Genomic DNA, 22,490 nt, shown 5'->3' on the forward strand with positions numbered 1-22,490 from the left:
CTTTGGCTTTTTCGATCATACCGATTCCGGCCCGAAAGCAATTACTCCTAAAGGAACGATCACATCAGGCGGTATAAGCGCGTGCATCCTGGCGACATTGCCTTATTCCGCCGCGGTCGTGCTCATCTTCGATGCAGCTACGTCCGCCCGCGTCGGATTTCGCCGACCACGCCGAAGGGCTTCGAACGCAAGATAGACCACCGGCGTCGTGAATAAGGTGAGAACTTGGCTGCACAATAGGCCGCCGACCATGGCTATCCCAAGCGGCTGCCGCAATTCGGAGCCTGCGCCGCTCGCCAACATAAGCGGAACGCCGCCGAGGATCGCCGCAAGCGTCGTCATCATAATTGGACGAAACCGCAGGAGACAGGCCTCTCGAATGGCTCCGACCGGCGTTAATTTCCGATCGCGCTGGCCGACGATCGCGAAATCCACGATCATGATGCCGTTCTTTTTGACGATGCCTATAAGGAGCAAGATGCCGATGAGCGCAATAAGCGACATGTCATGATGAAACAACATGAGGAACATAAGCGCGCCGGCGCCAGCTGAAGGGAGAGTCGACAAAATTGTCAGCGGATGAATGAAGCTCTCATAGAGCACACCGAGGATAATATAGGCCGCGACGAGCGCCGCAAGAATTAGATAGGGTTGCGATGCAAGCGCTTTCTGAAAGGCCTGCGCCGAGCCTTGAAATCCGCGAATGAGCGCGGGAGGCGCGTCCATATCCGCTTCGGCGGCGCGTATCGCCTCAACTGCGTCTCCCAACGCCACGCCCGGAGCCAAATTGAAGGAAATCGTCACGGCCGGAAATTGGCTTTGATGATTGATCGACAGAAGCGCGGTTTTGTCCGACCTATATTTAAGGAAAGCGCCGAGCGGCACCTGCTGTCCAGTCGCAGGCGATCTAACATAGATTTTGTCGAGCGTGTCTAGCCGTCCTTGGAGCTCCGGAAGCACCTCGAGAACGACATGGTAACTATTGAGTTGAGTAAAATATTGCGTCACCTGCCTTTGGCCGAATGCGTCATACAGCGTATCGTCTATCAACCGAGGCGTGATGCCGAATCGAGAAGCCTGATCTCGATCGATGACAATATTTACCGCCGCGCCGCGTGACTGCAGATCGCTCGCCACGTCGCGCAATTCCGGCAGGTCTTTGAGTCTCGCCAGAATCCGCGGCGCCCATTGGTTTAGCTCATCAATATTTCCGTCCTGCAACGTATATTGATACTGCGTGCGGCTCGGCCGCCCTCCGATATTGAGTTCCTGGGGCGATTGCATGAAGAAAGCGACGTCCTGTAACCCCGCAGCCTTCTTCTGCAACCGCGCCATAATTTCGCTTGCCGAGACGCTACGCTCGCCATGCGGTTTTAAACCGATTCGAATGAACCCGTTGCTTGTCACGCTCGAGCCGAGGCTGCCGATTGACGACGTCCAACCAGAAATGTCAGGATCACCGACAAACGTGTCGGTAACCGCCAATTGACGCGCCTTCATCTCACTGAATGAAATATCTTCCGCGGACTCCGTCGTTCCATAGATCACGCCAGTGTCCTGCTGTGGAAAAAAGCCCTTTGGTATGATGATATAGAGCCATCCGGCCGCAACGACCGTCGCAAGAAAAACGACCATTGTCGCGGGCTGGTTGCGCAAAACGACGTCGAGCGCTCGCGCATATGCGGCGAGCATCGACGCGAGAACCGATTCGAACACGCGCGCGACGCGGCTTTGCTGCGCGGAGCGGTCATTGCTAAGGATGTGAGCGCACATCATTGGCGTCAATGTTAGCGAGATGATCATCGACACGAATATCATCAAAGAGACCGTGATCGCGAACTCTCGCAGCAGTCGGCCGACGAGCCCCGACATAAAGAGTATCGGAATGAAGATCGCGATCAACGAAAGGCTGATGGAAATAATCGTGAAAGAGATTTCACGCGCCCCCTTCAGCGCGGCGGCCACAGGGCTTAGGCCATTTTCGACGTGACGATAAATATTTTCAAACATGACAATCGCGTCATCGACCACAAACCCGACAGAAATGGTGAGCGCCATCAAAGACAGGTTGTTTAGGCTGAAGCCCAGCACATACATAAGAGCGCAGGCGCCGAGAAGCGACAAGGGGACCGCCACGCTCGGTATAAATGTCGCCTGAAAATTTCCAAGAAACAAAAAAATGACGGCGACCACGAGGACAGCGGTGATCAGCAATGTCCAGCCCAGATCAGCGACTGCGGCGTGAATTGTGACTGTTCGGTCAACATCAATCGCAAGTTTCATCGCAGGGGGCAGGGACGCCTGTAAGCGTGGAAGCGCCGCCTTGATTTTTGCGACAGTGTCGATGACATTTGCGCCCGGCAGCTTGAAAATCGGAAGCACAATCGCCGAACGGCCGCTGGCCCAGGCCATGCTCCGGACATTTTCGACGCTCTCAACGGCGACGCCGATGTCGCGGATTCGCACCGGCGCGCCGTTGCGATAGGCGATGATTACATCATTCCAGGGTTCAGCCACGGTCAGCTGATCGTTGCCGTAAATCGTAAAGCTGCGTAGAGGCGTTTCAATCGTTCCTTTCGGCGCGTCGACCGTCCCATTCGCGATTGTGGCGCGCACGTCCTCAAGGCTCAAGCCCATTGCCGCGAGTTTAGACGGATCCGCTTGCACGCGAACGGCCGGCTTTCGCTCCCCTTGGATTTCGACCTGCCCCACGCCCTGAATCCGGCTCAGTTGCTGCGCTACGATGTTGTCGGCGTAATCATCCACTTCCTGGAGCGGTATCGTTTCCGAATATACGCTCAGGACCAGAATTGGAAAATCGGCTGGATTCGTCTTACGGTATGTTGGCGGAGTCGGCAGGTCTTTGGGCAAATGGCCGAGCGCCGCATTGATCGCGGCCTGTACGTCTTGGGCCGCGCTGTCGAAACTGCGATCGAGATCGAACTGAAGGACAATCGACGAAGATCCGAGCGTGCTCGTCGACGTCAGTTGATTGAGGCCCGCTATCTGGGAGAATTGCCTCTCCAGCGGGGACGTCACTGACGACGCGATCGTTACCGGATCAGCGCCAGGCAGAGTTGTCGAAACTTGTAGGGTCGGGAAATCGATTTGAGGTAAAGGCGCGATCGGCAACAAGGGAGCGCTTACGAAGCCAAATAGCGCAACCGCCGCAGCCAGCAAGATCGTCGCAACTGGCCGCTCTATAAAAGGTGCGGAGAAGCTCATTCGTTGTCGTCGCGCCTGACGGCCACGGCCCCTGCGCGCGCGACCGTCACCTTCGATCCCTGACTCAATCTGTATTGCCCCTTCGTCACCACAAGCTCGCCCTCTTTAAGGCCTCGTTCAACCACGGCCGTCTCGGCGTCTATGGGACCAAGCTCTAATCGGCGCGCCTCAACCGCGCCGTCCGTCTTGATCACAAATACGAATCGTCCCTCCGGGCCATTTTGGAGCGCAGAAGCGGGAACGGACAGAACATTCGGAAGTGTCGACAAATGGAGTCGCGCGGTCACGAATTGCCCTGGCCAAAGCAAGCCGGATTGGTTCGGGACCGTCGCCTTTAGCCGAATCGTTCCTGTCGACCGGTCAACCTCATTGTCGATCAATGTGAGTTCGCCGACGTCAAATTGCATCTGGCCATCACGGCTCAACGCCGCAACCGTCAAAGGCCCGGCGGCCATCGCCTTCACGATTCCTTGCAAATTGTCTTCTGGCAGCGTGAACAGGATGCTGATCGGGCGGGTTTGCGTAATAGTCACGATGCCGGCGGAATCATTCGCATGGACGACATTTCCCTTGTCGATCCGCCGAATTCCTGCGCGGCCGTCAATAGGCGATCTGACGGTCGCATATCCGAGGTTCACGGCGGCAAATTCGATCGCAGCGTCGTCCCCTTTCACCGCCGCCTCGAATTGTGTAACTTGCGCTTGTGTCGTATCGAAGAGTTGCCGCGCGACCAATTCTTTTTCAACAAGTGCGGCGCGCCTGCGAAGATCCCGCCGAGCATTATCGAGTTGCGCCTCGTCCTGGGCCTTTCGCGCCAGCGCTTGATCGAGATTGGCCTGGTAAGTCCGCGAATCGATCTTGGCGAGAATGTCCCCCGTCGCGATCTCTTGTCCTTCCTTAAACGCCACCTCAGTGATTTGACCATCGACTTGGGCTCGCACAAGCACGGAATTATACGCCTGCACATTGCCCAAAGCCGTCAGATATACCGGGACATCCCGCCGCGTGACGGTGCTTGCTTCAACAGGCGCCGGAAGCTCTCGCACAGCTTCAGCGACAGGCGAACCACGCCCGGTGAACCAAAACCCTGCGCCAGCGCCGAACACCAGAACAGATATTATTGCAAGCTGTGTCTTTCGCACATTACTGATCCGTCAATCTCAGTCTCGGCTGACCAGCCTTAACACACTGAACCCACAGCCTTCCGCAATTAGATGGCGCCAATTTACACCTCACCGAAACTCAGATTTTTCCTAGCGCCGCTTGCTACATTTTCGCTTCTGCTGCTGGACAGAGCTCTCGTCGCCAGATCCGTCCGAGCTCCACCCAAGCGACATGACGCGAGCCTAGTGGCAAAAGCATATTATTATCTTGCGTTGGAGGATTATGCGGGCTTCGTGAATGGAATGAAGTTCGGTCATTATTGCTTCTTTAGGGGCTTATAGGTGTCGTGGCATGCACGGCATGTACGAGCTGCCCCTCGAGCAGCCTCTGCGGCCGCATCGAAATCTGATTCTGACACTGACTTGATCGCTGACGCGACAAATTTCAGGCCATCCTTGGAGATTTGCACAGCGTCCTCCGCATTATCCTTTTTGGCAAAATAATCGGCGGTATATTTGAATCCATCCTGGAGTATAGCGGCGTCGTCTAACGCGCCTTGGGCGTTTCGCGCGGTGATGTCCGGCTCAAAATATTTAATCGTCTTATCAAGATCGCGCATTAGGTCGTCGTCATAATCGTGCAAATCGATATCACGACGCTCGCCAAAGGCTGGCGCAACCGAAACCGAAACCGCTATACTCATCGCTATAAAGACTATCGCTCGTCGAGACATGAATGCGTCCGTTCGCGGCGGATAGGATCGGAATTCGCCCGAGGCCGCCGATTTGAATTTGATTGCAGGTCCCCAAACGCCGGAAACGACGCTGATACCGATTGTCGCCTTCGAACGCCGGCTTACCCGTGACCGTTTAGCGCCGGAAAACAGCGTTTTCCGGCGCGCTATGCAAACTCACGGTGTGATTCGCGCTTTCGCCTAAGCGAGAAGCTCCTTGACGACCTCGCCATAGACGACAGTCGGGCGTTCCGAGCGACCGCTCCTCAAGTAGACGGTCTTCAAATGATCGAGCCCCAACAGTTGAAGCACCGTCGCGTGAAGATCGTAAGTATCGACCTTCCGGCCAACCGCCTGCAAGCCGATTTCGTCCGTTTCGCCGAAAGTCGTTCCCGCCTTAACCCCACCACCCGCGAGCCATTGGGTATAGCCCCAAGGATTATGATCGCGGCCGTTGCCGCTTTGTCCGTACGAGGTCCGACCAAATTCAGAAGTCCACACGACGAGCGTCGTGTCGAGCAAGCCACGTTCTTTCAAATCGGTCAGCAAGCCGGCAATGGGCTTATCGACAGCTTTGGCGTGGGCCCCATGATTCTTCTCGAGGTCTTGATGCGCGTCCCAATTCCTTGCGTCTTCGTTGCCGGCGGCTTCCAGCGGACCCGACACGACTTGAATAAAGCGCACGTTGCGTTCGACCAATCTGCGCGCGCGCAATAGATTCGTACCATAATCCTTGCTGGCCGGATCATCCAAGCCGTAAAGCGCTTTGGTCGCCTCCGTCTCCTTGCTCAGATCAACCGCTTCCGGCGCGGTCGCCTCCATTCGATAGGCGAGTTCATAGGAACGAAGCCTGGCCTGAAGCTCGGTGTCTTCCGGCCGCTGCGAAACGCCATGCTCGTTGAGGCGACGCAAAAGATCGAGGTTGTCGCGCTGCTCCGCCAAGGCGACTAGTTCAGGACGGTCGAGGTGCAAGATCGGCGAGCCGCCGGGTCGAAACGCCGTGCCCTGGTAGACTGCTGGAAGAAAACCGGAGCTCCAATTCACCGAGCCTCCGGTCGGCTCCTTCTTGCCATTATAGAGCACGACATAGGCAGGCAAATCCGGATTTGCCGAACCGAGCGCATAGGTGATCCACGCGCCGAGCGAGGGACGTCCTGGAGAGGTGTCGCCCGTGTTCAACTTGAGGATTGAAATGTCATGGGTGGCGCCGATCGTCGTGCTGGATTTGACGAAGGCGATCTTGTCCGCATGCTGCGCCAAATTCGGCAAAAGATCCGAGAACCACGCGCCGCTTGCGCCGTGCTGCTTCCAAGTTCGATTCGAGACGAAAAGCTTGCCGACGCCGCCTTGCGTGCTCGTCTTGATTCCCGTCAAGAAACTCGCTGGCGCTTCCTGACCCGCCAGCTTGATCAATTCTGGCTTGTAGTCATAGAGATCGAGCGTGCTCGGCGCCCCGTCCATATGTAGCCAGATCACCGATTTCACCTTCGGCGGGAAATGCGGCTGCTTCGGCGCCAGCGGATCGGACAACCCTTCCGCCAAAGCAGGCGTCGCAAATATCCCTCCTCCGGGCATGTGGGCGGCTAACGTCAAGCCCCCAATCCCATATATTGCATTGAACAAGCACTCTCGGCGCGATTGCGTCTTCATGAAGGCGTTCCTTTTCGAAATAAGGCGAGGGCCTTAAAACCGGTAGCTGAAGTCATTGGAGTTCACGACCACGTGAACCAGATCGACGAAGGCGGCGGCGCGAACCGGATTCAATGCAACCGAATCCTTCAAGCCGATCGGTATCGCGATCGAGAACTTGCCCTCTTCCGCCTTTTGAAGAATGACCTTTTCATGGTTCTTCAAAAAGGCGCGCAGGGCTGACTTTTCATAATCATCGGGGTTGCGTGCAAACAAGATCTGGTAGAGCCGATCCAATTGCGCAGATTCATCCTCGCCAGCATCGCGGATCACCCGCCCGGCCAGGGCTTGAGACCACCCGAACACCAATTCGCTGTTGAATAACGTCAGAGCCTGCAAAGGCGAAGTGGTGACGTCGCGCTTGCTGTGTATCTGCTGCGCCGAGGCCATGTCGAAGGGCTCGAGCAACGGATAGGGCACGCTGCGCCGCGTGAAGATATAAAGGCTGCGTCGGTTATGGTCCCGAGGGTCTGATGAGACCTCCCAAAGCTGCCCGGCGTTCAGGTTCGGCGGCACCGGAGGAAAGACGCTCGGGCCGCCGATTTGGTCTTCGAGCTTGCCGGAAGCAAGCAAAAGAGAATCGCGAATTTCCTCGGCGTCGAGGCGCTTGCGCGGAAAGACCGCAAGAAGCTTGTTTTCGGGATCGACCTTCTGCGCGTCTTCCCGAGGGGCGGAAGATTGGCGATAGACGCTCGAGAGAAGAATCTCGCGATGAAGGCCTTTGATGCTCCACCCGGTCTTGATGAAATTGCTCGCTAGATAATCCAGCAACTCGGGATTTGTCGGCTTGTCGCCAGCCTTGCCGAAATCGCTGACGGTGGCCACGATCCCCTTCCCAAAATATTCGTTCCAGACTCGATTCACATAAACGCGCGCGGTCAATGGATTTTGCGGGCTGACCAGCCAATTCGCGAGTGCGGTGCGGCGTCCGGACGAGGTCGCCGTGGGAACGATAACTGGCTTTTCCGTGGTAAGGGCCTCAGGGAATGCCGGCTGCACCTCGTCCAACGGCTTTTCATGATTGCCGCCGGACAGGATATAGGTTGGCGGCGCCTCTGGATGGCCGAGTTCCGTCATAGTCGTATAGGTGATCGACCCCTTGGCCGGTTTGAGTTTATCGAATTTCTTCAACTCTTCGCCGAGCTTCTTGTACTCCTCCCAACGCGCAACGCTTTCCGGGCTGTAATCCGGATTGGACTTATTCTCACCGGCGTCCCGAATGTAGAGGGCGAGATCCTGCTCGGTCGTGACATTATCCAGACGATGATTGATCCAGCGATCCTGCGGCGTCCAATCGGCCTGCGCCTTGAAAATGGCGGCGCGGCTGTCAGTCAGATAGCGTTCTTTATGATAGGTTAAGGCCTTCTCCTTCACTGGGTCGGAAAGCGCCGTTCTGCGATCGCGAATTTCCTTGGTCGCCGCTTCCCATTTAGCCCATTGCTTGTCATATTCGCGCTCGACCTCGCCCTTGATCGCGGGCGCCTTGAATTCTTCGCTTGTGTTAGCGAAAAAAGCCTGGAGCGAGTAATAGTCTTTCTGGCTGAATTTGTCGGTCTTATGGTTGTGGCACCGCGCGCAGCCGACAGTTGTTCCAAGAATCGCCTGCCCGACGGTGTCCGTGATGTCCGTTGTGATCTGAAATTTTCTTTGGACCAGATCCCGCGAATTGTAATTGTCCGGGTAGCCGGCCAAAAAGCCGGTGGCGACCACGATGCTTTGGTTGCCAGGAACCAGTTCGTCGCCTGCTATCTGCTCCTGAATGAAGCGGGAATAGGGCTTGTCCTGGTTGAAAGAATCGATGACGTAATCGCGATAGCGCCACATGTTGGCGCGCGTCTGGTCGGTTTGGAAACCGGCGCTGTCGGCGTAACGGGCAAGGTCGAGCCAGCGACGCGCCTGGCGTTCTCCATAGTGAGGCGAGTCGAGCAGCCGGTCGACGAGCTTTTCATAGGCGTCCGGCGAATTGTCGTTAACGAAAGCCGCAACCGCTTCGGGCGTTGGGATCACCCCCCAAACGTCGAGCGTCGCACGACGGATGAAGGCGCCGCGGTCGGCGTCAGGTGAAGGCTTGAGCCCACTGGCTTCCAATTTGGCGAGAACGAACGCATCAATCGGCGACCGCACCCAGCTTTTGTCGCTAACCGCTGGCGCAGTCGGATTTTGCAGCGCCTGCCATCCATAGGGCAGCCTGGATGCGGCGCCGGCCGGCTTCGATTCAGCCTCCCGCGGCTTGTCATCGGCGACGGCCGCAGCGGCCGCAGAAAGCCCGACAACGCCAGCCAGGCACGCCCTTTTTAAAGTCTTTTTCATCGCCCAACCTCAATAATGATCCCGTTTAAAACCGTCGCTCGCCGATCCGTCGTCGCTCGCCAAATTGGACCCGTCGGTCCATCACCCCGACCCCGCCACCGCGATCGACGGCGAGGTTTGGCGATCGCCCTTTAAAGGAGCGCTCGCCGACGGAGCCGTTAGGATTGCGGAAGGGCGATCTTTTGGCCTGGGAGTATTCCATAAAAATACTAGTGTTATATGATTAGCGCAACCCGCTTGTGGGCGCCGCGTCAAAAAGCAACGATATTTCCTTAAAGCAGCCATTTATACATTAAAATTCTAGACTAAATCAATTGACTGGGATTATAGGCTGGCATATCGATTCACCGACGAACTACGGCTCGCGCTCAGAGATACAGGTTCAGCCCTCGGACTCTATTCCGCCTGGCGATTCCAACCGGGGTCGCTCGTGGATCGGAGCCGCGCGGAGCGACGGATCCGCTCGAAAGAGCCGCTCTGTGCGTAGGCCGAATCCGCGCATCCGCGCGTGACGGAATTTCGGCGGCGTTTGGGCGCCTCCCGATGTTGGGCGCAGCCCGCGCCCAACCCGCGCCTATTCTTGAAGAAAGTTGGAGACGATGCGCAAATTCCTGGCATGCACCGCACTGGCGATAGTTCTCGCGGCTCCGGTTTCACGGGCGGCGGGGCCTGCCGATGGCGTCGAGGCGAAGGCCGCCGCACAGCCTGCAGCCGAGTATAAATACAAGGCGCCGCAGCTTAAACGCGCCGATTTCGACGCGTTGCTCTCGAAGCCTGGCGAGTTACTCGTCATCGACGTTCGCCGCCCGGACGAGTTGACGGCCATTGGCGGATTTCCGGTCTATCTCAGCATTCAACCCACAGATCTCGAAAGCAGTCTCGCCTACATCCCCAAGGATCGCACGATCGTGACGGTGTCGAACCATGCAGGCCGCGCAGGCGCCGCGGCGGATCTTCTGACCAGCCATGGCTACAAGGTGGCCGGCGCATTAGGCGCCCAGAACTACGAGGCCGAAGGCGGCAAACTGACCAAGATCGCTCCGTCGGCGCCGAAACCCGCCGAGTCCGATAAACGTTGAACGACTCATGTCGCGATTTCCAAACCACAAGCCAGGTAGCTACACGATGAAACGTTCGATCTCAGCGGCGGCCTTTATTTGCGCCGCCCTCGCGGTCCCTGCTTGGGCCGGCTTGAAGCCTGGCGACCCCGCCCCCGACTTCACCGCAGATGCAGCGGTCGGCGGAAAGGACTTCGTCTTTTCCCTGTCCAAAGCTTTGAAGAAGGGGCCTGTGGTTCTCTACTTTTATCCAAAATCCTTCACGCGCGGCTGCACGATCGAGGCCCATGAATTCGCCGAGGCGGCCGAGAGCTTTGCTGAAGCCGGGGCGACCCTCATCGGCATGTCGAAGGACACGATCGAAACGCAACGCAAATTCTCGACGGAAGAGTGTCGCGACAAATTTCCCGTGGCCGCGGACCCCGAGCTTTCGGTCATTCGTTCCTATGACGCCGTCCGCATCGCCCCTACAGCTTCCGGCGAGACGGTATCGGACCGGATCTCCTATGTGATCGGGCCGGAAGGAAAAATCATCTACGCCTACGCCGATCCCGCGCCAGACAAGCATATCGAAAATACGCTGGCGATCGTGCGCCAGTGGCGCAACGCGCATAAGGACTAAACGAAAAGGCGCGGGCCTTCCCTATGCGCCGAGATCGCCATTGTCGACCTCGGGCGCGCGGCGATCCGACCGCGCGGGGCCGGTCACTGACGCTCATGCCCCGGCGCCGCCCAAATCCAACCTGAGACAACCCGAGAATGGATGGCATTATGTCGATCTTCCAGTGCTTCAAGCCTTTCGTCGCGGCCGGCCTCGCCTTGGCCTTCGTGGTTCCGGCGAATGCGGAACTGCTGACCGAAAAGAGCCTATCCGCGGACCTAGCTCTGACCATCGCGAAAACCGCCTATGAGGTTTGCGCCCAACAAGGCTATCATGTGTCGGTGCATGTCGTCGGACGAGAAGGCCAGATCCTGGTGGCGATCCGTGGCGACGGCTCGTCGCCGCACACATTGGAGAACAGCCTGCGTAAGGCCTACACGGCGCGCACGTTCAAAAGCACGTCAGGAGAATTCGCGCAGCGCGTGAAGGACAACCCAACCCTCGGGGTCGTTCATCTCGCTAATGTCATCGCCCTGCAGGGCGCCATTCCGATCAAAATCGGCGACGAAGTTATCGGCGCCGTCGGGGTTTCCGGCGCGCCTGGCGGCGATAAGGACGAAGCCTGTTCGCAAGCCGGCGTCGACAAGATCGCCGCTCAGCTCAAATCCTAAGACCGACACATCCGCCGCGCCGATCGGGCGGGCGCTCACTATGTCGGATCGCAACGATCCGACATAGTGACGAGTCAAAGGCCGCCGATATGGACGGCCTTGACCTCGAGATATTCGTCAATGCCGTGGCGAGCGCCCTCGCGGCCGAGGCCCGATTGCTTGACGCCGCCAAACGGCGCCTCCACCGTCGAGATGACCGCCTGATTGACGCCGACGATGCCGGCCTCGATCGCGCGGGCGACGCGGAAAGCGCGGGCGAGATCTTTGGTGTAGAAATAGGCGGCGAGCCCGGCCTCGCTGGCGTTCGCGAGGCCGATGACCTCCGTTTCCGTTTCGAACCGGACGAGCGCCGCGACAGGCCCGAAAATCTCCTCCGTGAGCAGACGAGCGTCAGCCGGGACGTCGGCGAGGACCGTCGGCTCGAAGAAATTGCCGCCCCGCGCGTGGCGCGCGCCGCCGAGGCGCAGCTTCGCCCCTTTGTCGACCGCGTCATTGACGAGGCTTTCCACCTTGGCGACCGCCTCCGGCGTGATCAGCGGGCCCTGCTGCGTTCCCGGCTCGAAGGCGGCGCCGACCTTGAGCGCGCGCACCGCCGCAGCGAGTTTCTCGGCGAAGGCCTCATAGATTCCAGCCTGGACATAGAAGCGGTTGGCGCAGACGCAGGTCTGGCCGCTGTTGCGATATTTCGAGGCGACAGCTCCGGCGACGACGGCGTCGAGATCCGCATCGTCGAAGACGATGAAGGGGGCGTTGCCGCCGAGCTCGAGCGACAGGCTTTTAATCGTCTCGGCGCTTTGACGCATGATCGTCCGGCCGACCTCGGTCGAGCCGGTGAACGAGACTTTGCGCACCAGCGGATGACTGGTCAGGACGCGCCCAACCTCGGCGGCGCGCGTCGTCGGCAGGATATTGACGAGACCCCGCGGAAAGCCCGCCTCCTGCGCCAGCGCGCCGAGCGCGAGCGCGGATAAAGGCGTTTCCTCCGCCGGCTTGACGATCGCGGCGCATCCCGCAGCGAGCGCAGGAGCGATCTTGCGGGTGATCATCGCATTGGGGAAGTTCCAGGGCGTGATCGCCGCGACCACCCCGACCGGCTGCTTCATGACTAGGATTTCGCGTCCCGGCGCCGGAGCGTCGATGAGATCGCCATAGACCCGCCGGGCCTCCTCCGCGAACCATTCGACGAAAGCGGCGCCATAGACAATCTCGGCCCTGGCCTCGGCCAAAGGCTTGCCCTGCTCCCGCGCCAAAAGGTCGCCGAGATCGTCCTTATGCTCCATGATGAGCTCGTGCCAGCGGCGCAACAGACGCGCCCGCTCGCGCGCAAGCGTCGCGCGCCAGACGACAAAGGAGGCCTGCGCAGCTTCGATCGCGCGCTCGGCGTCCTCGGCCGAGCAATCGGCCACATGGGCGATGGCCAAGCCGGTGGCGGGATCGAGCACCTCGAAGCTCCCGCCCCGCGCCGCCTCGACCCATTCCCCGCCGATGAAGGCCTTGTGGCGGAGCAGTTTCGAATCGCGCGCGTTCATTTTCCACCTTTGAAAAACTGTCTCGCAAATTTGGAAACGGTCTCGGGCGCAGCCATGACGCCCGGCCGGCCCGGATGTGGACCCTCGCGTAAAGCGGACCGAGCCTAATTGCTATTCAAAATTTCTCACAATGCCCACGGCGACGTCATTTTGGCCTGCGCCTTTGCCCTGCGCCAGTCCGAGGCAAGCTTGTCGTCCTCTTGTTGGCGTCACGCCAAGTCGTCGTCGATCGACCCGCGCGCCAGTCGCGCGTTCCGTCGGCGGCCGAAAGACGCAACCCGAGGACCGCCAAAATTGAGCTACGCGACCGACGCCGCAGTGAACCAAGCGATTGATTTTCTCAGCGCCGGCCGAAGCTCTGACGCGATCGCGCGGTTGCGCAGCCTAAACGCCGCTCGCGAGACGCGCTACGTCCAATCGAACGTGATCGGGTTGATTTATCTGAGCGCAACGGAAAATGCCGAGGCCCTCGCATGGTTCGATCGGGCGCTACAGCTCAATCCCCACTATCCGGAGGCCCATTCCAATCGCGGCTGCGCTTTGCAGCAGCTCGACCGCGATGGGGAGGCGCTCGCTTCCTACGAGGAGGCTTTGCGCCTTGGGCTCGCGCCGCCCGAACTCTTCTATAATCGCGGCAATCTCTTGCGCGAGGCCGGACGGCTCGACGAGGCGATCGCGTCCTACGACTCCGCCTTGAAGCTCAATCCCGCCTATCCCGAGGCCTTATGCGCCGGCGGCCGCATTCTGCGCGACCTCGGACATCCTCAGAGCGCGCTTGAATTTTTCGACGAAGCCTTGCGGCTCAAGCCGCATCTGATCGACGCCTTGATCGATCGCGGCAATGCGCTGCAAGATCTCGATCGTCCCGAGGATGCAATCCGCTCCTACGACCTCGCGCTCGCAAGGGAGCCGAACCATCCGGATCTCTTGAACAACCGCGGGGCCGCCCTTCACCTGGCCGGGCGCCTGCAGGAGGCCGACGCCGATTTCACCCGCGCCTTGCGCCTGAAGCCGCAATTCCCTCAGGCTTTATCCAATCACGGCAACCTGCTTTTGACGCAGCAACGGCCGACGGAAGCGCTCGCATCGTTTGACAACGCATTGGCGCTCAAGCCGCGCTATGCGGAGGCCTTTTGCGGGCGGGCGCTTGCGTTGCAGCATATCGGCCGGTTCGGCGAGGCGCTGGAAAGCTATGACCGAGCGCTCGACTGCGATCCGAGCGCGGCCCATTTCAAGAATAACAAGGCGGCGCTGCTCCTGCTGCAAGGAGACTTCGCACAGGGGTGGGACCTCTACGAATGGCGCTGGATTTCGGGCCAGACGCCGAAGCATGAGCTGAAACTGCCGATCCGCGAATGGCGAGGCGAGTCGCTCTCCGGTCGGTCGATCATGGTTTTCGACGAGCAAGGCAACGGTGATGCGATCCAATTCGCGCGCTTCTTCAAGATTTTGGCCGACCGCGAAGCGAATGTCGTCTTCTTCTGCCGCAATCGGTTGCACCGGCTCTTCAGACGCCTTGAAACGCCCGTCCGGCTCATCGACGATCTGGCCGAAGGCGAGCGCTTCGACTTTCAGATCGCCCTTTGCAGCCTGCCGCGGACGCTCGACGTCACGCTCTCAAGCGTCCCCACGACCCCGCGCTATCTGACCCCCGAACCCGAGCTGATCCAGAAATGGGCGGCGCGGATCAGCGGGCGGGGCTTCAAGGTCGGCGTCTGCTGGAGGGGGAATCCCGCGATTAAGGCGGATCCGAGCCGCTCCATCCCACTCGCTCATTTCGCGACGCTGGCCGAGATTCCAGGCGCCCGGCTCATCAGTCTGCAGAAATTGAGCGATCAAGCGCTGATCGACGAAATCAGCGCCGCTCCTTGGCTGGAAAATCCCGGCTTTGACTTCGACGCAGGACCCGACGCATTCATCGACGCAGCCGCCCTTATGCAGAGCCTCGATTTGATCGTCACCTGCGACACGTCGATCGCCCATCTCGCGGGCGCGCTCGGCCGCCCGGTCTGGGTTATGTTGAAGCAGACGGCGGACTGGCGCTGGCTGCGCGATCGCGACGATTCCCCATGGTATCCGTCCATGCGCCTCTTTCGGCAAAGCCGGCTCGGCGACTGGAGCGAAACGTTCGGCCGCGCCGCGCAAGCGCTGCGAACCGAGGTCGAAGGTCAGTCCGATCGGATCCGCCTTTCCGCCGCAATGAGATAATTGACGTCCATATCGCGAGAGAGCCGCCACTTGCCGCTCAGCGGATCATAGGCGACCCCGGTCTCGTCCACGATATGGAGCCCATTGCGGCGCAATGTCCTGGCCAATTCGTCCGGCGTGACGAATTGATTCCAATTGTGCGTCCCGCGCGGCACCCAATTCAGGAGATATTCGGCGCCCACGATCGCCAAGGCGAAGCTTTTCAACGTCCGGTTGAGCGTCGCGGCGACCAGCATGCCGCCAGGGCGGACCAAGGCGGCGGCATAGCCGAGAAAAGCGCCGACGTCGGCGACATGCTCGATCACTTCCATCGTCAAGACGACGTCGAACGCCCCGCCCTCGACAACGAGATCCTCGACGCTCATGCAGCGATAGTCGATCGAAAGCTCCGCCTGAGCCGCATGGGTCCGCGCGGCCTCGATATTCGCGCGACCGGGGTCGATAGACGTCATCTGCGCGCCGAGTTGCGCCAGCGACTCCGAGAGAATGCCGCCGCCGCAGCCTACGTCGAGGATCGAAAGGCCAGTCAAGGCGTGGGCCTCATGGCGGCCCCGAAGCTTGCCGTCGACCGGAAAATGACGGCAAAGCGCATCTCGCAAATAGCCGACGCGGACCGGATTGAATTTGTGCAGGGCCCACATGGCGCCATTGGGGTTCCACCAATCGGCGCCGAGCTTTTCAAATCGGCCGACGTCCTCCGGATCGATCGTCGCATCGCGCCGGAGCTTCTCCTGGCTGTCCATGGCTTGAACCTCTCCCCAAGAGCAGGCTAAAAGGTCGCGCCTGCCCGTATGCCGTTGACATGCTCCGCCGACCTTCGCATGAATGCCGCCGGAAGCTGCGCCGGCCCCGCGTTCAGGCGCAGGCGAACCCGCCGCCGGACGCGAAGCCCGCCCCATCCGTTTGGAAGGCCGCCACGTCCACATCCACGCCCTTCTCGGGCGTCTTGCCGATCATTCTTGCCTCCAACGCGGCGCGTCAATCGGCGCCGGACGGCAAAGACCAAGAAACAGGAGCTATTTTCAGCCCGATGTCCCGTCTCGTGATGAAATTCGGCGGCACTTCGGTCGCGAACATAGAGCGGATTCGCAATGTCGCAAGGCATGTCGAGCGAGAACGCAAGTCAGGCGCCGACGTCGCCGTCGTCGTTTCGGCCATGTCGGGCAAGACAAATGAGCTCGTCGGCTGGTGCGCGGAGGCTTCGCGCCTCTATGATCCACGCGAATATGACTGCGTCGTCGCCTCCGGGGAGCAGATCACGGCCGGGCTGCTCGCGATCGTCCTGCAGGACATGGGCGTGCCGGCCCGCTCCTGGCAGGGTTGGCAGATCCCCATTCTCACCAGCCAATCTCATGGCTCTGCCCGAATCGCCCATATCAACGCCGACGCCATAATCGAAGGCTTCGCGTCGCGCGGAGAAGTGGCGGTCGTCGCCGGATTTCAGGGGCTCCACAAGGAGAGCGGCCGCATCACGACGCTCGGGCGGGGCGGATCCGACACCAGCGCGGTCGCCGTCGCCGCCGCCATCGGCGCGGATCGCTGCGATATCTATACGGATGTCGACGGCGTTTACACGACCGATCCCCGCATCGTGCCGAAAGCCAAACGGCTCGACCGCATCGCTTTCGAAGAAATGCTGGAAATGGCCTCGCTCGGGGCGAAGGTGCTCCAGGTGCGCTCGGTCGAGCTCGCCATGGCGCATAAGGTCAAGACCTATGTGCGTTCGTCCTTCGACGATCCCCTCGACCCGAAAGCCGGCACATTGATTTGCGACGAGGAGGATATTTTGGAGCAGCAGGTCGTCACCGGCATCGCCTTCTCGAAGGACGAGGCGCAGATCACCTTGCGCAAAGTGGTCGATCACCCAGGGGTCGCCGCCGCGATATTCATGCCCTTGGCGGAAGCCAATATCAATGTCGACATGATCATCCAGGTCGCTTCCGAGAATTCCGGCGTGACCGACATGACCTTCACTGTGTCGACAGCCGATTTCGAGCGCGCCAAATCGATCTTGCATAAATTGCAGCCGCAAATCGGCTTCGAGAGCTTGAACGGGGCTATGGAGGTCGTAAAAATATCGGCGATCGGCGTCGGCATGCGAAGCCACGCCGGAGTCGCCGCGATGGCTTTCAAGGCGCTCGCTGAAAAAGGCATCAATATCCGGGCGATCACGACGTCGGAGATCAAATTTTCTGTTTTGATCGAGGCCGCCTATACGGAATTGGCGGTGCGGACGCTCCATACTCTCTATGGCCTCGACAAAGCTTGATGTCCGGCGCCAAATCGCTTCTGATCCAATTTATGGTCGCGAGGGCTTCGAGCCGGCAGGGACAAGTCGAGCTGGAATAATTCCAAGGTTAGTCTTCGCGACGCGTCAGCCAGGCCAAAAACGATCCGCCGCCGCAAGTCGAAAATGATCGTTACATCGCCCCTCCCTCTCTTGCGGTCTGGAGATTGCACGGGTTAAACAGGCGAGAGGCTATAAGACCAATAAAGCCATCGGCCTAGCGAAACGCCCTTTTGGACAATTTGGCTTGCCGATTAAGGATCATGAGGCCCAGAGGGCCGAACAGGAAACAGCCATGTATGGCGCCCTCGGCGGACCCCGTCTGCTGCTGCGGCGGCTTCGCGAAGTCATGGTGGAGCCGGTCAGCCCGCAGGCGCGACTGGACAAGATCGTCGTGCATATCGCCGCGAACATGGTCGCGGAGGTTTGTTCCGTTTATGTGCTGCGCGCCGACGGCCGGCTCGAGCTCTGCGCCACGGAGGGGTTGAACCGGGAGGCGGTTCACCTCACCACCATGCGCTCCGGCGAAGGCTTGGTCGGCCGGATCGCCGAGACCGCCGAGCCGCTCGCCCTCTCCGACGCCCAGCGCCACCCGTCGTTTTCATATCGGCCGGAAACCGGCGAGGAGATCTATTCCTCCTTCCTCGGCGTGCCGATCTTGCGCGGCGGCAACACGCTCGGCGTGCTCGTCGTCCAGAACAAGGCCCGGCGCTCCTATTCCGACGAAGAGGTCGAGGCGCTGCAGACGACGGCCATGCTGCTCGCCGAGATGATCGCCTCGGGAGAGCTGCAATCGCTCGTTCTTCCCGGCAATGACATCGCGCTGCGCCGCCCGCTCGCCCTGAAAGGATCGGCCGTCGCGGATGGGGTCGGGCTCGGCTATGTCGTCCTTCACGAGCCGCGCATAATCATCAAGCAGCTCGTCGCCGAGGATGTGAAGCGGGAGGCCGAACGGCTCGACACGGCGATCGCGGCCATGCGCGAATCGATCGACATGCTCATCGAAAACGGGAACATGGGGCCCGGCGAGCATCACGAGGTGCTCGAGACCTTCCGGATGTTCGCGCATGATCGCGGCTGGCTGCGCCGGCTGCGCGAGGCGGTCGCGACCGGGCTTACGGCCGAGGCGGCGGTCGAGCGCGTGCAAAACGACGCCCGCGCCAAATTGCAGCGCCGCACCGAGCCCTATATGCGCGAGCGTCTGCACGATCTCGACGATCTCGCCAACCGGCTCTTGCACAAGCTGACCGGCCAGAGCTTCGTCGCCGCGCATGAGGATCTGCACGAAAACTCGATCATCGTCGCGCGCACGATGGGGCCGGCGGCGCTGCTCGAATATGACCGCGCTAAGGTTCGCGGGCTTGTTCTGGAAAGCGCCGGACCGTCGAGCCATGTCGCCATCGTCGCCCGCGCGCTCGGCATCCCAGCCGTCGGCGACGTCGCGAACATTATCGATTTCGTCGAGCCTGGCGACCCTCTGATCATCGACGGGGGGACGGGCGACGTTCATTTGCGGCCGCCGCCAGACGTCGAGCGCGCCTATGCGGAGAAGGCGCGCCTGCGCGCTCGTCGGCAAGAGCAATATCATAAGCTCCGCGACGTCCCCGCCATCACGAAAGACGGCGTCACCATTGATTTGCACATGAACGCCGGCCTTCTCGTCGATCTCGAGCATGTCGTCGAGACGGGCGCGATATCGGTCGGGCTATTCCGCACCGAGCTTCAGTTCATGCTCTCGCCGCAATTTCCCCGGATGGGCGAACAGGAAGCTCTTTATCGCGCCGCCCTCGACGCCGCCGCTGGCCGGCCGATCACCTTCCGCACGCTCGACATCGGCTCCGACAAGATCTTGCCCTACATGACTCAAGTCCAGGAGGAAAATCCGGCTCTCGGCTGGCGGGCCATCCGCATCGGGCTCGACCGGCCGGGCCTGCTGCGCTCGCAATTGCGCGGCCTCTTGCGGGCCGGCGCGGGACGCGAAATGCGGATCATGTTTCCGATGATCGCAACCCTTGAGGAATATGACGCGGCGAAGGCTCTGGTCCAGCGCGAGCTCGAGCTTTTGAAGCTGCATCACCGCGAGCCGCCCTCGGTGCTCAAGCTCGGCATTATGATCGAGGTGCCCTCGATGCTGTGGCAGCTCGACGAGGTCTGCCCGAAGGTCGATTTCCTTTCCGTCGGCTCGAATGACCTCATCCAATATCTTTACGCCGTCGATCGCGACAATAAGCGGGTCTCAGCGCGCTTCGACGTGCTGTCCGCGCCGATCCTTCGCGCCTTGAAATTCATCGTCGACAAGTGCGGCGCCGCCAAGACCCCCCTGACGCTTTGCGGCGAGATGGGCGGCAAGCCCCTCGAAGCCATGGTTCTGCTGGCGCTCGGGTTTCGCGGCCTTTCCATGTCGGCGGCCTCGATCGGCCCCGTCAAGGCGACGGTGCTCGCGATGGATCTCGGCGAGGTCGAGGCCTTTGTCTCCAGCCTTCTCCGCAGATCGACCGGCGGACGCTCCCTGCGAGACGACCTGACCTCATTCGCTGAATCGAAAGGGATCCCAATTTAGCGACTGGGTCGAGCCTTTCGAATCTCTAAGTCCCAATCAATTTGCCGCGCGCTTCGCCGGCCAGTGCGCCTTCGCATTTCCCGGTAGCTGCGGGATTGGGGCGATCATCGCCATTGTCGGCCGGAATAGATGAACACATTCGAACCGAGAAATATGCTTGGCCCGCATTTCAAATTGGCGCTTCGCCCCCTATATCTCCCTGGCTGACCCTGTGGTTTTTCGGCGCAGCCGGCGCGTTCGTCCAGCGCCTTGAAGATCTGCCGGCCGCCATTTTCCTCGGAGCCGCGCATGGCTAAGCCGCGCGGGCCGACGAGCGCGAGCAATATGACCGATCTGTCGGCAAAACGCATACTCCTCGTCATCGGCGGCGGCGTCGCTGCCTATAAGACGCTGGAATTGATTCGTCGCCTGCGCGAGCGCGGCGCGACCGTGCGAGCCGTGCTGACGCGCGCCGCCTCCCATTTCGTCACGCCGCTTTCCCTCGCCACTCTGACCGCCGAAAAAGTCTATGAAGATCTCTTCGCCCTAACTGACGAGGCGACGATCGGGCACATCGAATTGTCGCGCGACGCCGATCTCGTCGTCATCGCTCCGGCGACCGCCGATCTTTTGGCCAAGATGGCGAATGGCCTCGCGGACGACCTCGCCTCGACGCTTCTTCTCGCGACCGATAAGAAAATCCTGGTCGCGCCGGCGATGAACCTACGAATGTGGCTCCGCCCGGCGACCCTCCGCAATGTTCAGACCTTGCATGCGGACGGCGTGCTTTTCGTCGGCCCGGATGTGGGCGACATGGCCTGCGGCGAATTCGGCCCGGGCCGAATGAGCGAGCCGCCCGCAATTCTCGCCGCCATCGAATCCGCGTTGGCGGGGGATACGAAGCTCGCCTTGCCGATGGTCTTCGCCTCGCCGAGCCTCGGACGTGGGCCGCTTGAGGGCGGCCACGTTGTGATCACCTCCGGTCCGACGCATGAACCGATTGATCCAGTGCGCTATATCGCCAATCGATCTTCCGGCAAGCAAGGACATGCGATCGCACGAGCCGCGCGCGCGCTCGGCGCCGACGTGACGCTCGTCGCGGGACCCGTCGCCGTGCCCGACCCGCCTGGCGTGACGACTATTCACGTCGAGACCGCGCGCGAGATGCTGAACGCCGTCGAGGCGGCGCTGCCGGCGGATATTTTCGTCGCCGCCGCGGCGGTCGCGGATTGGCGCACGGCTGAGCCCGTCAACAATAAGATCAAGAAGGGGGCGAAGGGAGCGCCCACGCTGACGCTCGTCGAAAACCCCGACATATTGGCGACGATCGCCAGACGGACGACGACCCGTCCAACGATCGTCGTCGGCTTCGCCGCCGAAACGGAAAAGCTTCTCGCCAACGCCGCGCAAAAGCTCGCACGCAAAAGCTGTGATATGATCATCGCCAATGATGTGAGCGGCGCAACGGGCGTGATGGGCGGCGACCGCAATCAAGTGACGATCATGACGCGGGAAGGCGCGGAATCCTGGCCCGATCTGGATAAGGACGAGGTCGCAAATCGCCTGATGACCAAACTCGCCGAAATGCTGAAAGGGAGCCGATCATGAACGCGGCGCTCGCCATCGCGGTCCGGCGCCTGCCGCATGGCGAAGGATTGCCCCTGCCCGACTATCAGACCGCAGGCGCGGCTGGTCTCGATCTCCTCGCGGCCATCGCGCCCGGCGTCGCTCTTACGCTCGCGCCAGGCCGGAGGCTCCTCGCGCCCACCGGCCTCACGCTCGAAATTCCGCCGAATTACGAGGCCCAGATCCGGCCCCGCTCGGGGCTCGCGCGCCAGAGCGGCGTCACGGTCCTTAACGCGCCCGGCACGATCGACTCCGATTACCGGGGGGAAATCGGCGTACTCCTGATCAATTTGGGCGATGAACCTTTCGAGATCATTCGCGGCGCGAGGATCGCACAGCTCGTCTTCGCGCCGGTCACTCGGGCGACGCTGTTCGAGCGGCCGGACCTGACGGCGACCGCGCGCGGCGAGGGCGGATTCGGCTCGACGGGCCGGATGGCGCAAGAGGAGGACGGCCGATGAATCTCCTCACTCGGCGGAGCCATCTGGCGCTTGCGGCGGTCGTCGACATCGCTATTCATGCGCGCCCGGCGCCCGTCGCCGCGAAGGCCCTCGCGGCTCGTCTCGAGCTGCCGCCGCGCCATCTCGAAACCCTGCTTCAGGCTCTCGTCCGGGCCAATATTCTCAAAGGATTGCGCGGCCCGCGCGGCGGCTATGAGCTGGCGCGGGAACGCCGCCGCATCACGGCGGCGGCGGTTTTGCGCGCAATTATGAGCGAATCGTCCGCCGAGGCGGAGCCCGAGCCCGAGTGCCCGCTCGTTTCCCGGGTGATCGCCCCCGTCGTCGAGACGGCGGGATCGGCCTTCCTAAATGAACTCGAGACCGTCACCATCGACGATATTTGTCGGCGTGCGGAAGAGTTGAAGCTCTGCAATGGTCCCGAGTCCGGACCGGATTTCGCGATCTGAAGC

General features: G+C 60.7%; 16 protein-coding genes. 9 read left to right on the plus strand and 7 right to left on the minus strand.

The features are described from left to right. Positions 1-102: 102 nt before the first annotated feature. The 5 genes from METAC_RS23355 to METAC_RS0111785 all read right to left on the minus strand — a co-directional run bounded on the left by METAC_RS23355 (position 103) and on the right by METAC_RS0111785 (position 9,061). Positions 103-3,225, minus strand: a complete 3,123-nt coding sequence (locus tag METAC_RS23355; protein WP_051335538.1) for an efflux RND transporter permease subunit — start codon at positions 3,223-3,225, stop codon at positions 103-105. Then, positions 3,222-4,367 carry an efflux RND transporter periplasmic adaptor subunit gene (locus METAC_RS23360; protein ID WP_198017208.1) on the minus strand — a complete coding sequence of 382 codons (1,146 nt, stop codon included), beginning with the start codon at positions 4,365-4,367 and terminating at the stop codon, positions 3,222-3,224. The genes METAC_RS23355 and METAC_RS23360 overlap by 4 nt, the downstream gene beginning before the upstream one ends. A gap of 278 nt (positions 4,368-4,645) precedes the next feature. Beyond that, the gene (locus METAC_RS0111775; RefSeq protein ID WP_026607187.1) at positions 4,646-5,062 is read right to left on the minus strand and encodes a hypothetical protein; all 417 of its coding nucleotides are present in this window, start codon (positions 5,060-5,062) and stop codon (positions 4,646-4,648) included. A gap of 201 nt (positions 5,063-5,263) precedes the next feature. Then, a complete protein-coding gene (locus METAC_RS0111780; RefSeq protein ID WP_026607188.1) occupies positions 5,264-6,712 on the minus strand; it encodes a DUF1501 domain-containing protein in 1,449 nt (482 codons plus the stop codon). A gap of 33 nt (positions 6,713-6,745) precedes the next feature. Further along, the gene (locus tag METAC_RS0111785) at positions 6,746-9,061 is read right to left on the minus strand and encodes a DUF1549 and DUF1553 domain-containing protein (RefSeq protein WP_026607189.1); all 2,316 of its coding nucleotides are present in this window, start codon (positions 9,059-9,061) and stop codon (positions 6,746-6,748) included. Between the two features lie 599 nt (positions 9,062-9,660). Here METAC_RS0111785 and METAC_RS0111800 point away from each other — a divergent pair. The 3 genes from METAC_RS0111800 to METAC_RS0111810 all read left to right on the plus strand — a co-directional run bounded on the left by METAC_RS0111800 (position 9,661) and on the right by METAC_RS0111810 (position 11,391). Next, complete coding sequence (locus METAC_RS0111800; RefSeq protein ID WP_036255495.1) at positions 9,661-10,140, plus strand: rhodanese-like domain-containing protein; 480 nt, start codon at positions 9,661-9,663, stop codon at positions 10,138-10,140. 46 nt (positions 10,141-10,186) lie between these two features. Beyond that, entirely contained in the window at positions 10,187-10,741 is a 555-nt protein-coding gene (locus tag METAC_RS0111805) for a peroxiredoxin (protein WP_026607191.1), read from the plus strand. 149 nt (positions 10,742-10,890) lie between these two features. After that, the gene (locus METAC_RS0111810) at positions 10,891-11,391 is read left to right on the plus strand and encodes a GlcG/HbpS family heme-binding protein (protein WP_051335833.1); all 501 of its coding nucleotides are present in this window, start codon (positions 10,891-10,893) and stop codon (positions 11,389-11,391) included. A 74-nt stretch (positions 11,392-11,465) separates the two neighbouring features. Here METAC_RS0111810 and METAC_RS0111815 read toward each other — a convergent pair whose 3' ends face one another. After that, the gene (locus tag METAC_RS0111815; protein WP_026607193.1) at positions 11,466-12,920 is read right to left on the minus strand and encodes an NAD-dependent succinate-semialdehyde dehydrogenase; all 1,455 of its coding nucleotides are present in this window, start codon (positions 12,918-12,920) and stop codon (positions 11,466-11,468) included. A 294-nt stretch (positions 12,921-13,214) separates the two neighbouring features. Here METAC_RS0111815 and METAC_RS23365 point away from each other — a divergent pair, with 294 nt between their 5' ends. Continuing rightward, positions 13,215-15,128: a tetratricopeptide repeat protein gene (locus METAC_RS23365; protein WP_198017209.1), complete on the plus strand. Its 1,914-nt coding sequence runs from the start codon at positions 13,215-13,217 to the stop codon at positions 15,126-15,128. On the opposite strand, the gene ubiG is transcribed toward METAC_RS23365, so the two are convergent. Next, the gene (gene ubiG / locus METAC_RS0111825; RefSeq protein WP_026607194.1) at positions 15,089-15,871 is read right to left on the minus strand and encodes a bifunctional 2-polyprenyl-6-hydroxyphenol methylase/3-demethylubiquinol 3-O-methyltransferase UbiG; all 783 of its coding nucleotides are present in this window, start codon (positions 15,869-15,871) and stop codon (positions 15,089-15,091) included. The genes METAC_RS23365 and ubiG overlap by 40 nt on opposite strands. A gap of 287 nt (positions 15,872-16,158) precedes the next feature. Between ubiG and METAC_RS0111830 the strand changes: the two genes are divergently transcribed. From METAC_RS0111830 to METAC_RS0111860, 5 genes are all read left to right on the plus strand, one after another. After that, positions 16,159-17,397: an aspartate kinase gene (locus tag METAC_RS0111830; RefSeq protein WP_026607195.1), complete on the plus strand. Its 1,239-nt coding sequence runs from the start codon at positions 16,159-16,161 to the stop codon at positions 17,395-17,397. A gap of 313 nt (positions 17,398-17,710) precedes the next feature. Further along, a complete protein-coding gene (gene ptsP, locus METAC_RS0111840; RefSeq protein WP_026607196.1) occupies positions 17,711-19,975 on the plus strand; it encodes a phosphoenolpyruvate--protein phosphotransferase in 2,265 nt (754 codons plus the stop codon). Between the two features lie 324 nt (positions 19,976-20,299). Next, on the plus strand, positions 20,300-21,562 hold the full coding sequence (gene coaBC, locus METAC_RS0111850) for a bifunctional phosphopantothenoylcysteine decarboxylase/phosphopantothenate--cysteine ligase CoaBC (protein ID WP_026607198.1): 1,263 nt from the start codon (positions 20,300-20,302) through the stop codon (positions 21,560-21,562). Beyond that, a complete protein-coding gene (dut, locus tag METAC_RS0111855; RefSeq protein ID WP_026607199.1) occupies positions 21,559-22,041 on the plus strand; it encodes a dUTP diphosphatase in 483 nt (160 codons plus the stop codon). The genes coaBC and dut overlap by 4 nt, the downstream gene beginning before the upstream one ends. Continuing rightward, positions 22,038-22,487: an RrF2 family transcriptional regulator gene (locus tag METAC_RS0111860; RefSeq protein WP_026607200.1), complete on the plus strand. Its 450-nt coding sequence runs from the start codon at positions 22,038-22,040 to the stop codon at positions 22,485-22,487. The genes dut and METAC_RS0111860 overlap by 4 nt, the downstream gene beginning before the upstream one ends. The last annotated feature ends 3 nt before the right edge of the window (positions 22,488-22,490 follow it).

Origin of the sequence: Methylocapsa acidiphila B2 (genome assembly GCF_000427445.1) — a bacterium.
GTDB lineage: Bacteria > Pseudomonadota > Alphaproteobacteria > Rhizobiales > Beijerinckiaceae > Methylocapsa > Methylocapsa acidiphila.

Excerpts from the sequence above, each read along its gene's own strand:
- METAC_RS0111805 (WP_026607191.1), top strand. The coding sequence starts at position 10,187 with ATGAAACGTTCGATCTCAGCGGCGGCCTTTATTTGCGCCGCCCTCGCG.
- METAC_RS0111815 (WP_026607193.1), bottom strand. The coding sequence starts at position 12,920 with ATGAACGCGCGCGATTCGAAACTGCTCCGCCACAAGGCCTTCATCGGC.
- coaBC (WP_026607198.1), top strand. The coding sequence starts at position 20,300 with ATGACCGATCTGTCGGCAAAACGCATACTCCTCGTCATCGGCGGCGGC.
- dut (WP_026607199.1), top strand. The coding sequence starts at position 21,559 with ATGAACGCGGCGCTCGCCATCGCGGTCCGGCGCCTGCCGCATGGCGAA.
- METAC_RS0111800 (WP_036255495.1), top strand. The coding sequence starts at position 9,661 with ATGCGCAAATTCCTGGCATGCACCGCACTGGCGATAGTTCTCGCGGCT.
- ptsP (WP_026607196.1), top strand. The coding sequence starts at position 17,711 with ATGTATGGCGCCCTCGGCGGACCCCGTCTGCTGCTGCGGCGGCTTCGC.
- ubiG (WP_026607194.1), bottom strand. The coding sequence starts at position 15,871 with ATGGACAGCCAGGAGAAGCTCCGGCGCGATGCGACGATCGATCCGGAG.
- METAC_RS0111830 (WP_026607195.1), top strand. The coding sequence starts at position 16,159 with ATGTCCCGTCTCGTGATGAAATTCGGCGGCACTTCGGTCGCGAACATA.
- METAC_RS0111860 (WP_026607200.1), top strand. The coding sequence starts at position 22,038 with ATGAATCTCCTCACTCGGCGGAGCCATCTGGCGCTTGCGGCGGTCGTC.
- METAC_RS0111780 (WP_026607188.1), bottom strand. The coding sequence starts at position 6,712 with ATGAAGACGCAATCGCGCCGAGAGTGCTTGTTCAATGCAATATATGGG.
- METAC_RS0111810 (WP_051335833.1), top strand. The coding sequence starts at position 10,891 with ATGTCGATCTTCCAGTGCTTCAAGCCTTTCGTCGCGGCCGGCCTCGCC.
- METAC_RS0111785 (WP_026607189.1), bottom strand. The coding sequence starts at position 9,061 with ATGAAAAAGACTTTAAAAAGGGCGTGCCTGGCTGGCGTTGTCGGGCTT.
- METAC_RS0111775 (WP_026607187.1), bottom strand. The coding sequence starts at position 5,062 with ATGTCTCGACGAGCGATAGTCTTTATAGCGATGAGTATAGCGGTTTCG.
- METAC_RS23355 (WP_051335538.1), bottom strand. The coding sequence starts at position 3,225 with ATGAGCTTCTCCGCACCTTTTATAGAGCGGCCAGTTGCGACGATCTTG.